Raw genomic sequence first — 12,614 nt, 5'->3', positions numbered from 1 at the left:
TCACGAAACGGTCACTACTGTTACCTCTCGTTGCCTCAGGGTGTCGGCCGATCAGACCGACCGGGCAGCACGAAGCCGATGGGTGACCCGCCAGGTCCGGCAGCGTAGGTTCCGCTGCGGACGGCGTGGTCAATGGGGACGGCGCGAGCAGAGGAAGGGATCGACCGGGCTGTGTCCACCGGACGCATCAACCGCACCAAGGGAATCGCCCTCGCCGCCATCACCAGCACCGTTGTCGTCGCGGGCGTGATCTTCATCCAGACCGGCGCGGGCGCGGATCCGAAGCCCACCCTGGAGGAGGCGAAGCGGCAGGTCGCGGCGCTGCAGCACAAGGCGGAAGAGGCCGGTGAGTCGGCCAACGACCTGCGCGGGCAGATCAGCGCCTCCTCGGCCCGGGTGAAGGCGCTGCAGGCGGCCATCGCCAAGCAGCAGAGCCAGGTGGACGCGGTGAAGAAGCAGATCGGTTCGCTCGCGGTCGCCGGCTACCAGACCTCCGGAATGACGACGACGGCGCAGTTGCTGCTGTCGACGAACCCGGACCAGTTCCTCAGCCAGGCCTCCACCGCGCAGGCCTTCGCCGGCCAGCAGAACTCGGCGCTCCGCCGCTATCAGCAGGCGCAGGGCAAGCTCACCGACCTGCAGGCCAGTGAGCAGACCGAGCTCGCCGCGCTGCAGGCCGTGCAGGCGCAGCAGGACGCACTGAAGAAGCAGATCCAGACCAACCTGGACGCCGCCGAGAAGGTCCTCGACAAGCTCAGCGACGAGGAGCGGGCCCGGATCCAGGCGGAGAACGAGCGTGAGGCCGAGCAGGCCCGGGACGAGCGCCCGAGCCGCGACGGCGACCGGATGGACGACCTGCCGGTGCCGGCCAACGGCCGCGCCGGGATCGCGGTCCAGGCCGCCATGGCCCAGCTGGGCGACAGCTACGTCTGGGGTGCCACCGGTCCGAACTCCTGGGACTGCTCCGGACTGACCATGTACGCCTGGGGCAAGGCGGGCGTCTCGCTGTCGCATTCGTCGAAGGCACAGGCGAGCGAGGGCCGCCGGGTCAGCAAGTCCCAGCTGATGCCGGGCGACCTGGTGTTCTACTACCAGCCGATCAGCCATGTCGGGATCTACATCGGGAACGGCCGCATCGTGCACGCCAGTCGGCCGGGCAAGCCGGTGAAGACCGACCCGCTCGACCTGATGCCGTTCACCACCGCGGTCCGCCCGGGCTGAACCGCTCTTGACCTGCTCGCCGGCTCCGGGGTCTCGTCCCCGGAGCCGAGTCGTTTCACCACCGTCCGAGTGCTCTACTGTCAGAGGAGGCACGTAGAGTGTCCCGCCTGACTGGGGCAGGTGAGCAGCGAGGGGCCGAGGTGATCGACGAGCAAGGCGACACGGTGCCCCTCCCGGTGGTACCGCCCGCCGACGACCGCCCACAGCCCGCCGACCGCCCACAGCCCGACGACCGCCCACAGCCCGCCGGCCGCGCGGATGGCGGCCGGACGATGCCGCCTGGTTTCGCCCCGATCGTCCGGAAGATCGCGCTCGGACTCGCCGTCTGCCTGGTCGCCGGCGCCGGGTACGTCGGCCTGCGCCAGGTCGCCGACGCCCCGGCCGACCCCGGCGCGCCGACCACCGCACAGTCCCCGCAGACCTCCACGACGCCGGACGAGGCCGCGGAAGGGGTACGGCGTGCCAGCGTCGGCGGAGCGGTGTTGCAGAAGATGGCCACCGCGGTCGAGGAGGAGAGCCGCGCCGGGTTCCTGGCCACCATCGACCCGAAGGCGACCGGGTTCCGGGAGAGCGCCCGGACGATCTTCGCGAATCTCGCCAAGCTCCCGATCAGCAGCTTCCGGTTCCGCTACGTCAGCGACGACACCGCGGCCTTGACGCCCGACCGCCAGGCAGCGCTCGGCGGTTCGGAGTCCTGGCTGGCCCAGGTCGAGGTGTCCTGGCAACTCAGCGGCTTCGACGCCAAGCCGGCCCGCGAGACCCTTCCGGTGACGTTCGTCACGCGGGACGGTACGACGTACGCGGCCTCGTTCTCGGAGCGGTTCGTCGCGGGTCAGCGCCGGCCGATCTGGACGCTCGGCCCGATCGACGTGGCCAAGGGTGAGCACAGCTTGGTGATCAGCCTCGACTCGGAGGCTGACGCGGAGAGCTACGTCCCGGTGACGGATCGTGCGGTCGAGGCGGTCAGCCGGGTCTGGGGCCGGAACTGGCGGCAGAAGGTGGTCGTCTACCTGCCGGCCAAGCAGACCCAGATGGAGTTCGTGCTCGGCGCCCAGCCGAACACCTACACCCAGATCGCCGCGGTCACGATGGCCGAGTTGGACGCTCCGCAGGTGGGTGCGCCGGTTCGGATCGTGGCCAACCCCAAGCTGTTCGACGAGCTCGGCAAGCAGGGCCGCAAGATCGTGCTGACTCACGAGACGACTCATGTCGCGTCGACCGCGACCGCCTCGCCGGTGCCGTTGTGGCTGGCCGAGGGGTTCGCGGACTACGTCGCGTTCACCGCCGTTCCGGTGCAGGACGAGTCGGCGGCGAAGGAGTTGTTCAAGGCGGTCCGGGCGGGCAAGGTGCCGTCGGCGTTGCCGGCACCGGAGGCGTTCGCCGCGTCGTCGTCGGAGCTGCCCCAGGCCTACGAGTCGGCCTGGCTCGCCTGCCGGCTGATCGCCGAGCGGGAGGGCCGGGACAAGCTGGTGAAGTTCTACCGGGCCGTGCACGCCTCGAGGAGCCCGACCGGTCTGGCCGATGCGTTCGAGTCGGTGCTCGGCATGACCGAGCAGGAGTTCGTCGCCGAGTGGCAGCAGTACCTCAAGAGGCTGGCCGGTGCCTGACACGGCATCCCGCTGGGCACCACCGGTGGCCGCTGTCGTCCTCGCCGCTGCGCTTGTCGCCGTCATTGTCACCACGACGCCCTGGCACCTGATCGACGTACCCGAACCCGACGCGACGCTGGACTTCACCGCGGCCGAGATCGCCCGGCAGAACGCGTTCCGGCACGAGCTGTTGCCGTGGTCGACCACCTCCTGGGTGCTGTCCGTCCTGGTCCCGCTGGTGATCGGCTTCAGTCCGCTCGGGCGACGCCTGTACGACGTCATCCGCATCAAGCGCTGGTACATCGCCGTGCCGCTGCTGGTCGCCGGTCTGGGGCTGATCACCAGCGTCGTCACCTTGCCGACGGACGTGATGGCCGAGCGGGTCAGCCGGAAGTACGGCCTGTCGGTCGAGGACTGGGCGCTGTGGACCCGTGACCGGGCGGTCAACTGGCTGCTGATGTCGCTGGCCCTGGCGGTGATCGCGGTCGGCCTGATCGGGCTGGCGAAACGCTGGCGCACGTGGTGGTGGTTGCCTGCGGCAATCGCCGGTGCGGTCCTGGTGCTCGGTGTGTCGTACGCGTACCCGGTGCTGGTCGAGCCGCGGTTCAACGAGTTCACCTCGATGCCGGCCGGTCCGCAGCGCGACGACTTCATGAAGCTGGCCGCGGACGACGGCGTACCGGTCGAGGACGTGCTGGTCGCGGACGCGTCGAAACGGACAACCGCCTTGAACGCGTACGTTTCCGGCTTCGGATCGACCCGGCGGCTGGTCGTCTACGACACGCTGCTCAGGGACACGCCGCCGGCCCAGGTCCGGCTCGTCGTCGCGCACGAGCTCGGTCACGCCGCGGAGGACGACGTACTGCACGGCACACTGACCGGCGTGCTGGGGGCCGCCTTCGCGGTGACGCTGCTGAGGTTGTTGCTCGGGGCCCGGATGTCCGACCCGCGGCGGACCGCGTTGCTGCTGGCGTTGATCGCCGCCGGTACGACGCTCGCGTCGCCCGTGCAGAACCTGGTCAGCCGCCGGATCGAGGTCCGGGCCGACTACCACTCGCTGCGGCTGACCAACGATCCGGGGAACTTCGTCGCCATGCAGCACGACCTGGCCGTGACGAACATCTCCGGCCTGGACCCGAGCCGCTGGCGGTACTGGATGTTCGCCAGCCACCCGACCTCACCCGAGCGGATCGCGATGGGCCGGGCCTGGGCGGCCGAGCACGGCACGGCGGTGCCGCCGTTGGTCCGGCGATGACGGTCCTCGTCGTCACCAACGATTTCCCGCCGCGGCAGGGCGGGATCGAGACGTTCGTCCGGTCGTTGTGCGACGAACTGCCGGACGTCGTCGTCTACACCTCCCACTCGCCGGGCGACACGTCGTACGACGCGGGGCTGCCGTTCACCGCCGTCCGAGACCGTACGTCGGTCCTGCTGCCGACGCCGCGGATCACGAAGTACGCCGTACGGCTGATGCGTGAGCACGACGCGGATCGGGTGCTGTTCGGGGCGGCCGCACCGCTCGGTCTGATGGGACCGGCTTTACGACGGGCCGGCGCCCGCAGGATCGTCGCTATGACGCACGGGCACGAGACGTGGTGGGCCGGTGTGCCCGGTGCGCGCCAGGCGTTGCGGCGGATCGGCGACGCGGCGGACACGGTGACGACCGTGTCGTCGTGGTGCGAGCAGCAGATCGCGCCGGCACTGTCACCGGCCGCGGTACGGCGGATGCGACGGCTGACGCCCGGGGTCGACACGGACCGGTTCCGCCCGGGGTGCGGGGGAGACCAGGTCAGGAAGCGGCTCGGGCTCGAAGGAGTGCCGGTGGTGGCTTGTGTGTCGCGGCTGATCCCTCGGAAGGGCCAGGACACACTGATCCGCGCCTGGCCGCAGGTGCTGGCCGCTGTACCGTCGGCGATGCTGCTGCTCGTCGGCGGTGGGCCGGACCGGGAGCGGCTCGAAGGATTGGCTGCGGCGGTGGGCGTGCGGTCGTCGGTGGTGTTCACCGGCCCGGTTCCGTGGACCGACGTTCCGCCGTACGTCGACGCCGCCGACGTGTTCGCGATGCCGTGCCGGACCCGGCGGTTCGGGCTGGAGCCGGAGGCACTCGGGATCGTCACACTCGAGGCCTCCGCCACCGGGAAGCCGGTCGTGGTCGGCGACTCCGGTGGAGCCGGCGACACGGTCATGCACGGCGAGACCGGCTACCTGGTCGACCCCTACAACCCGGTCGCGACCGGCGTACGACTGGCCGAGCTCCTCACCGATCCCGCACAGGCTGAAGCACTCGGCGCGGCGGGCCGGGAATGGGTCCGGGCGAACTGGTCGTGGTCACACAGCGGAGCCGTGCTGAGGGAAATACTGGACATCTAGGTCCGGGAGTCGTGTACTCTGGCCGACATGCATCGGATGTCCCGACTTGCCGCAGCCGTACGAGCTCACCGCTCTCCGGCTGCCGCTGCCTGACATCCTCAAACCCCCACCGGCGACCGGAAACGGTTCGCCGGTGTTGTTGTTTCCGATGCCCGGTGGTCTCGTTTCCGGTCCATGACAGACAGGACCAGAGCCATGAACACCAACGGAACCATCAGCAGGACCTTCATCGACTTTTTCCTCGACCGCGGCCACGTTCCGACCACCGGGTCCACGCTCATCCCGCGACTCGGTGATCCGGTGCTCTTCACGACCTCGGGGATGCATCCGCTGACGCCGTACCTGGAAGGAGAGCCCCATCCGCTGGGGCGCAGACTCGTGGGCATCCAGCGATGCCTGCGAACCACCGACCTCGACGAGGTGGGGGATCCGACCCATCTGACCGTGTTCGAGATGCTCGGCTCGTGGTCGCTCGGCGACTACGGCAGCAGCCAGACCCTGCGCTGGGGCTACGAGTTGATGACCCAGGGCTTCGGCATCGACCCCGGTCGGCTGTACGTGACCGTGTTCGGCGGTGACGGTCAGGTCCCGATGGACCAGGAGTCGCTGCGGACCTGGCAGGAGCTTGGCCTGCCGATCGAGCTGACCACCGAGGACAACTGGTGGTCGAACGGCCCGACCGGTCCGTGCGGACCCGACTCGGAGATCTTCGTCTGGACCGGCGACGGTGATCCGGAGGGTTCGCCGAGCACGGACAAGCGCTGGGTCGAGGTGTGGAACCACGTGATGATGCGGTACCGCCGGCTCGACGACGGATCGCTCGAACCACTCCAGCAGCAGAACATCGACACCGGCCTCGGTCTCGAGCGGCTGACGATGCTGCTGGAGGGCAAGGACTCGGTGTACGAGACGTCGCTGTTCGAGCCGTGGATGCGGATCGTCCCGCGGCTGTGGCGGCTGGACGAGGAGTCGCAGCGGATCGTCATCGATCACCTGCGGTCCAGCATCGTGATCGTCGGTGACGGGGTGCACCCGTCGAACACCGGCCGCGGTTACGTGCTGCGCCGGCTGCTCCGCCGGGTGCTGACGATCCTGTGGCGCGACGACGACTCGCGGACGCTGTCCGACCTGCCGATGGAGCTGTTCGACCACACGCTGAACCACTTCCACCAGGGTGAACTGGTCACGCTGGTCCGCCGGATCCTGATCGACGAGGAGATCCGGTTCAGCAACCTGCTCGACCGCGGGCGCAAGGTGCTCAGCCACGAACGGTTCCACAAGTCCCTCGAGGACAGCGACTACGAGTACCTGCATGAGACCCACGGGCTGCCACGGGAGTTGGTCGACTCCCTCCTGCAGCCCTCCCTTTAGCCGAGGCCGTCCTCAGGAGCGCTGGGGTCCGGCGCTGTCACAGCGCCGGATCTCAGACGCCGGCGGGGTCCAGGGTGCGCGGCGTGTCGGAGTCGGGGATCTCCGGCGGGGCGACCTTGCCGACCGAGAACTGCGCCACGAAGGCACCGGCCAGGACGATCACGCCGCCGAGGATCTGGTTGGTCCGCAGCGTCTCGTTCAGCAGGATCCAGGCGAAGATGCTGGCGGCAACGACCTCGACGTACGCGACCGCGCCACCCACCGCGGCCGACAGCCGCTGCACCGCCGCGGCGCCGGCGAGATAGGCCACCACCGTGCTGACGAGGATCAGCCAGCCGGCCAGCACCCAGCCGGGGGCGGAACGATCGCCGATCGCGACCGTCTCGACCAGCGCGCGCCACGGGACACCCCACGGCGCGGAGATCGCGGTCAGCACCACCGCGCCGACGACACTCCCGGCCGCGGTCATCACCAGCGGGTCCGCGGCACCGGTCAGCTTGTCGATCAGGATGAAGTACGTCGCCTGGCACGCGGCCGCACCGAGTCCGGCGATCAGGCCGATCACGTCCAGCTTGAGCCCGGACCAGATCTCCACCACCGTCGCCAGCCCGACCAGCGCGATCGCCACCCCGACGGCCGCCGACCGGGGGACGGCGATCTTCTGCCCGAACTTGAGCCAGGCGACCACCAGCACCGGCCCGGTGAACTCGAGCATCAGCGCGACGCCGACCGGCAACCGGCTGGCCGCGATGAAGAACAGCGTCTGACAGCCGGCGATCCCGGTCAGCCCGTACATCGTCAGCGCTCGCCACGACGACCGGGCGGCGCGCAGGCCGCTGGCTCCGCGGAAGATCAGCACGAGCGGGACGAGCAGCGCCGCGGCGCCCAGGATCCGCAGCCAGGCGGCCTGCTGCGGGGTGAATCCGGCCCCGATCAGCGCCTTCGCGAACGGCCCCGAACCACCGAACGTGACCGCCGAGAACACGGCGAAACCGAGCCCCACCGACTTCGTGCTGTACATGGGCATAACACTCTCACGCCCATTACAGGGCTGTCGAGAGTCTGTCTCAGAGGACGTTCACCGCGCGGGCCGCGACCACCGCGATGGTGAGCAGCGAAACGGCCGACTGGATGCCCATCAGCGTCTTCACCCGCGCGCTCAGCGGCATCGTGTCGGTCGGGCTGAACGCGGTCGCGGCGGTGAACGAGACGAACAGATAGTCGGTGAACCCGGGGAGCCAGCGTTCCCATCCCGGTAGGTCGACCGTCATCTGCGGGAACAGCAGATCCGGTCGCTCCGCATCCCGCTCGTGCTCCGGCGCCCGGGCGAACGGTCCGCCCCGATCCACCTCCCAGTACCAGAGCGCGAACGCGACGACGTTCGTCACCCAGATCAGCAACGCGGCCTTGACCAGCACCGTCCCCCCGGTCGTGTCACCGGAACCCAGGTAGAAGATCAGCCCGCCCAGGTAGAGCGCGTTCACCAGCACGAGGACGCCGAGCAGCACCAACTCGACCGACCGCAGCCAGGGCTCGTCCCGGCGAAGGTGGAACGGGTTGGCCCACACCAGCGGCAGCAGCAGCGCCGCGCCGAGGGCCGGCATGATCCACCGCGGGAACGCGACGATCTCCGTCGGCACGACCAGTTGGAGGATCAGTACGGCGACCACTGCGAGCGAGGCCGGCCACCGCCGCGTGTGACGTGTGCTGTTCACCACTGCATTCTGACCCGGTCGCACTCCTGTCCGACGGAGGCATCGACGACCGCTTGTCCAACTTCGGTACGGCGGTAATGCACCTGATGACCCGTACGACGCCGGGCCGCCAACCCGGCGGCGTACAGCGCCGAGAGATGCTCGGCGACCGTCGCCAGGGCCAGGCCGTACTGCTCAGCGAGCGCACTGGTCGTCGCCGGTGGGTCCAACGCGACCAGGAGAGTCGCGCGGGTCCGGCCGAGTAGACGGGCGAGTGGATCCGGGGGAGCGGGGGCGTCCGACCAGAGCCGCGCGGCACCGCGGGCCGGATAGACGACGGTCGGCTGGTAGCTCGGGTCGACGACCATGACGAGGTGCGGCCAGGCGAAGACTCCGGGGACCAGGAGGATCCCCTGTCCGGTGAGCTCGCGGTCCGGCTCCCGGTAACGGGTGGCGACGAGGCGGTCGTCCTCCCAGGTCAGCGTCGGGTGCAGGTCGTCGAACAGTGCCGCCAGGCCGCCGTCGGTGAACTGCTGCCCGCGGTAGGCGATGTCGTCCTCGAGGACGCGGCTTATCAGCGGCCAGTCGGGCTGGATCAGCGTCGTCCACGCGCTCTCGATCTCGTCGGCGAGCCGCTCCCGGGCACCGGCCGGATCCTCGAGCATCCGGTCGATGACAGCCGCACCGGGATTGTTCAGCTCGTCGCGGCACCGGATCAGCTCGGTGCGCACCCGCTCCAGCGGCGTACTCCGGACCCGGGCGATCTCCGTCGCGAACTTCGCCCGCGAGGCCTTGGGTGGTGGTGTCAGGAAGTCCGGAGTGAAGCCGACACGAGGCTGCACCGCCTTCAGACCGGTCAAGTCCAGCTGAGCCGCCGCTTCCGCCTTGGCTGCTGCCCAGGGGGCGTAGAGCGGCCGGTGCCGCACGCCGTGCAGTACCCGGACCGCCGACATCGTCTCCCACAACGGCGAGGCCCCGAACCGGCACCGCAGCGCGTCGCCCTGCGTGAACCGGAGAACGGTCATCGTCCGGAACTTTCGGCCATAACCAAAAGTCTACGCCGACCCTGGTCGGGCGGACATCCTCAACGGGTGCGGAACTACCGAGCTCTCCTGCGCCTTCCGGGCATGCGGAGCATCTTCGTCGCCCACACCGTCTCGATGCTCGGCACGATCGCGGCCCAGGTCGCGTTGTCCATCCTCGTGTTCGAGCGGACGGGTTCACCGCTCCTGTCGGCCCTCGTCCTGGTGTGCTCGTTCCTGCCCTTCGCGCTCGGCGGGATCGCGCTGTCGTCGATCGCCGACCGCTTCCCGGCCCGCCGGGTTCTGGTGGTGTGCGACCTGCTCAGCGCACTCTGTGTCGCCGCCATGCTGATCCCGGACCTGCCGGTCGGCGCCTTGCTCGGGCTTCTCCTCCTGACCGGCATCATCGCGCCGGTCTTCGCCGGCGCCCGTGCCGCCGGCCTCGCGCACCTGCTCCCGGCCGACCTCTTCCCGATCGGCCGGTCGTTGCTCCGGGCAATCAGCCAGGTGAGCGTGCTCACCGGCTTCGCGCTGGGATCGATCGCCGTGGCCGCGATCGGTGCGACCTGGCTCCTCGCGCTCGACGTGCTCACCTTCGTGGTGTCCGCCGTCGTCATCGGTGTCGGAACGCCGTACACGCCGCCCGGGCAGCGAGTACGCAGTACAGTCAGCGACTCGTTGACCGGTCTCCGCTACCTGTTCACCACCAAACGGCTTCGCACCCTGATCGTGCTGACCTGGGTCGCGCCCGCTTTCTCCTCGGTCCCGGACGGTCTGGCTGTCGCGTACGCCGTCCAGACCGGCGCCGCCGCGGCGTCCGCCGGCGCTCTGTTCACCGGCTATGCGGCCGGCACCGTACTCGGCGAGCTCGTCGCCGCGCGGTTCACCCCTTCCGCGCGGCGACGGCTCGTCGTCCCACTCCTGATCGCCAGTCAGGTCCCCGCGATCGCCTTCCTGGCAACGCCTTCGGTCGCGGCGGCCGCGGTCCTGCTGGCGATCGCGGGTGCCGGGTACGCCTTCAACCAGGCCATCGACCCGATGATCCTGGCCGTCGTGGACCCGGCGTACCGAGGCCGCCTCTTCACCGTCCAGACCAGCGGTCTGATGGCGATCCAGGGTGTCAGCATCGCGCTCGCCGGCCTGATCGGCACCTTCGTCGAGCCGAACCTCACCATCGCGTTCTCCGGCATCCTCGGTACGACGGTCACGCTGCTGATTGCCCGTCGGGCACTCACCACGGAGCCAATCGAGCCCGTTCTCAGGCATTAGCTCAGGCCGCGGGTGGGCTTATCGTGAGGTCATGGTCGAGGGGGAATCGGCTGGGACCGTGGGTGAGTTGCTGGCGGAGCGACGCCGGCGGAGGTTCGTCGGGCGGCGGGCCGAGCTGGACGTGTTGAGGGACGCGCTGACCGGTGGCCGACAGCCGATTCGGGTCCTGTACGTCCATGGTCCGGGAGGCATCGGCAAGAGCAGTCTGCTGCGGATGTACGGCGACCTGGCCACGGACCTCGGGGTGAAGGTGGTGCGGATCGACGGGCGGTCTGTGGAGCCGACACCGGCTGCCGTGCGTGATGTCGCGGGAGACGTCGCCGGTGCAGCGGTGTTGCTTGTAGACACCTTCGAAGAGCTTGCCGTGCTGGACGACTGGTTCCGCACCGACTTCCTTCCCGGGCTCCCGGCCGACGTACTCACCGTCTTGGCCGGGCGTGAACCACCGGGTGCGGAGTGGCTCGCGGATCCGGGGTGGAGCGAACTGCTGCAGGTGGTTCCACTGCGGAATCTCGACCGGGACGAGTGCCGGCAGTACTTGCAGGCCAGGGGAGTGCCCGACGAATCGCACGATCGCAGCATCGACATCAGCCACGGGCACCCGCTCGGGCTGTCGCTGCTGGCCGACCTGGTCGCATCCGGCGGCGAGGCGGTCGAGGACCCGCTGACACCCGACCTGGTGGCGACGTTGCTCAGCAGCTTCGTGGACGTCGTACCGACTGGTTCGCAACGGGCCGCTCTCGAGATCTGCGCGCTGGCGCGGACGACGAACGAGGCCTTGCTGCGGGACGGTCTCGGCGTCGAGGACGCACGTGACCTGTTCACCTGGCTGCGAGGCCTGTCGTTCATCGAGTCCGGACCGGACGGGCTGGCTCCGCACGAGCTGGCGCGCGAGGCGCTGATCGCGGACCTGCGCTGGCGCGACCCCGAAGCCTACGACTGGACCTTCCGCCGTATCCAGGCCCATGTCCTCGGCCGGCTCCGCACCAGTACGGGCCGGCAGCAACAACGGTTCCTGTACGACGCGAAGTACATGCACCGCCACCAGGGCATCGGACGCGGCTGGGTGGACTGGGACAGCTTCGGCCGGCATTACCCCGACGCGGCCCGGCCGGGCGACCTTCCGGGGATCCTCGAACTGATCGGTCGCTGGGAGGGCGGGGAGTCGGCCGCGATCGCGGAGCACTGGTGGCGGCAGCAGCCGGAGGCTTTCCAGGTCGTGCGCGATCACACCGGCGGGCTCCGGGGCGTTCTGGTCGAGATCGACCTGACTCGGGCCACCGATACGGACGTATCGGTCGACCGCGGTGCCGTCGCCGCGCTACGCCATGCCGAATCCGCGATCCGTCGCCGAGCGGACGAGGTCGTCACTCAGCTGCGGTTCGCGGTCGACCGGGAGGCGTACCAGGACGCGTCGCCGACGGTGAACCTCGGCCCGGTGCTGTCGATCCAGCACTGGCTCGGCACGCCGCGGCTCGCGGCCGCGTACCTGACCTTCCATCAGCCGGAGCGGCGCGAGGAGTTCCTCACCTTCTACGAGATTCCGCGGGCCGTCGGAGCCGATTTCGAGGTCGGTGGGCGGAGCTACGGCCTGTTCGTCCGGGACTTCCACCGGCTTCGGCTGGACGACTGGCTCCAGGTCATGTTCGACCGGGACCTTGCGGGCGACCCGGGACCAAGTCACCAGCCGGCCCGAGCGGAACCGGTCCTGCTGTCCCAGGCGGATTTCGCGCAGGGCGTCCGAGCCGCGCTGCGTGACCTGCGTCGTCCCGACGCCTTGGCGCGCAATCCGCTGGTGCGGTCCGCCCTCGTCCTGGAGCGAGCCCAGGACGGTGACGCGACGGAACAGTTGGCCGCGCTGGTACGGCGTACTGTCGAACGGCTCGCGGACGACGAACGCGACCACAAGCTGTACCGCGTCCTCGACCGCACCTACCTCCGCCCGGCCCCTACCCAGGAACGCGCCGCCGAACTGCTCGACCTTCCGCTGAGCACGTACAAGCGGCATCTCAGCCGCGGTGTCGAACGCGTGATCGCGGACCTGTGGCACCAGGAACTCGAACACTGAACCTCGATCG

At 69.6% G+C, this 12,614-nt stretch carries 10 protein-coding genes; 7 read left to right on the top strand and 3 right to left on the bottom strand.

Features of this window, described 5'->3' with window-relative positions; translation table 11 throughout:
- Positions 1 to 171: 171 nt before the first annotated feature.
- The 5 genes from ACYVOK_RS19500 to ACYVOK_RS19480 all read left to right on the top strand — a co-directional run bounded on the left by ACYVOK_RS19500 (position 172) and on the right by ACYVOK_RS19480 (position 6,551).
- Entirely contained in the window at positions 172 to 1,221 is a 1,050-nt protein-coding gene (locus ACYVOK_RS19500; protein ID WP_460663891.1) for a C40 family peptidase, read from the top strand.
- Between the two features lie 98 nt (positions 1,222 to 1,319).
- On the top strand, positions 1,320 to 2,828 hold the full coding sequence (locus ACYVOK_RS19495) for a hypothetical protein (RefSeq protein WP_460663890.1): 1,509 nt from the start codon (positions 1,320 to 1,322) through the stop codon (positions 2,826 to 2,828).
- Entirely contained in the window at positions 2,821 to 4,065 is a 1,245-nt protein-coding gene (locus ACYVOK_RS19490) for a M48 family metallopeptidase (protein ID WP_460663889.1), read from the top strand. Before ACYVOK_RS19495 ends, ACYVOK_RS19490 begins: the two co-directional genes overlap by 8 nt.
- Complete coding sequence (locus ACYVOK_RS19485) at positions 4,062 to 5,180, top strand: glycosyltransferase family 4 protein (protein WP_460663888.1); 1,119 nt, start codon at positions 4,062 to 4,064, stop codon at positions 5,178 to 5,180. The genes ACYVOK_RS19490 and ACYVOK_RS19485 overlap by 4 nt, the downstream gene beginning before the upstream one ends.
- A 195-nt stretch (positions 5,181 to 5,375) precedes the next feature.
- Positions 5,376 to 6,551 (top strand): alanine--tRNA ligase-related protein, encoded by a 1,176-nt coding sequence (locus tag ACYVOK_RS19480; protein ID WP_460663887.1) that lies wholly within the window; start codon positions 5,376 to 5,378, stop codon positions 6,549 to 6,551.
- Positions 6,552 to 6,603: 52 nt separating this feature from the next.
- Here the strand turns inward: ACYVOK_RS19480 and ACYVOK_RS19475 are convergent, their stop codons facing one another.
- Genes ACYVOK_RS19475 through ACYVOK_RS19465 form a run of 3 tightly spaced genes read right to left on the bottom strand, consistent with a single transcriptional unit; the run spans position 6,604 to position 9,270 of the window.
- Positions 6,604 to 7,572: an EamA family transporter gene (locus ACYVOK_RS19475; RefSeq protein WP_460663886.1), complete on the bottom strand. Its 969-nt coding sequence runs from the start codon at positions 7,570 to 7,572 to the stop codon at positions 6,604 to 6,606.
- 46 nt (positions 7,573 to 7,618) lie between these two features.
- Positions 7,619 to 8,266, bottom strand: coding sequence for a hypothetical protein (locus ACYVOK_RS19470; protein ID WP_460663885.1), 648 nt, complete (start codon positions 8,264 to 8,266; stop codon positions 7,619 to 7,621).
- Positions 8,263 to 9,270, bottom strand: coding sequence for a DUF5937 family protein (locus tag ACYVOK_RS19465; protein WP_460663884.1), 1,008 nt, complete (start codon positions 9,268 to 9,270; stop codon positions 8,263 to 8,265). Before ACYVOK_RS19465 ends, ACYVOK_RS19470 begins: the two co-directional genes overlap by 4 nt.
- A gap of 66 nt (positions 9,271 to 9,336) precedes the next feature.
- On the opposite strand from ACYVOK_RS19465, the gene ACYVOK_RS19460 reads away from it, so the two are divergent.
- Together ACYVOK_RS19460 and ACYVOK_RS19455 are read left to right on the top strand one after the other, a co-directional pair.
- The gene (locus tag ACYVOK_RS19460; protein WP_460663883.1) at positions 9,337 to 10,536 is read left to right on the top strand and encodes an MFS transporter; all 1,200 of its coding nucleotides are present in this window, start codon (positions 9,337 to 9,339) and stop codon (positions 10,534 to 10,536) included.
- Positions 10,537 to 10,567: 31 nt separating this feature from the next.
- Positions 10,568 to 12,604 carry an AAA family ATPase gene (locus ACYVOK_RS19455; protein ID WP_460663882.1) on the top strand — a complete coding sequence of 679 codons (2,037 nt, stop codon included), beginning with the start codon at positions 10,568 to 10,570 and terminating at the stop codon, positions 12,602 to 12,604.
- Positions 12,605 to 12,614: the final 10 nt, after the last annotated feature.

Source organism: Kribbella swartbergensis (assembly GCF_054784135.1).
The sequence above is the reverse complement of the archived record's forward strand: the minus strand, read 5'-3'. Positions and strand labels throughout refer to the sequence as shown.

Coding starts and splice junctions, on each gene's coding strand:
- ACYVOK_RS19485 (WP_460663888.1), top strand. CDS start 4,062: ATGACGGTCCTCGTCGTCACCAACGATTTCCCGCCGCGGCAGGGCGGG.
- ACYVOK_RS19480 (WP_460663887.1), top strand. CDS start 5,376: ATGAACACCAACGGAACCATCAGCAGGACCTTCATCGACTTTTTCCTC.
- ACYVOK_RS19475 (WP_460663886.1), bottom strand. CDS start 7,572: ATGTACAGCACGAAGTCGGTGGGGCTCGGTTTCGCCGTGTTCTCGGCG.
- ACYVOK_RS19465 (WP_460663884.1), bottom strand. CDS start 9,270: ATGACCGTTCTCCGGTTCACGCAGGGCGACGCGCTGCGGTGCCGGTTC.
- ACYVOK_RS19455 (WP_460663882.1), top strand. CDS start 10,568: ATGGTCGAGGGGGAATCGGCTGGGACCGTGGGTGAGTTGCTGGCGGAG.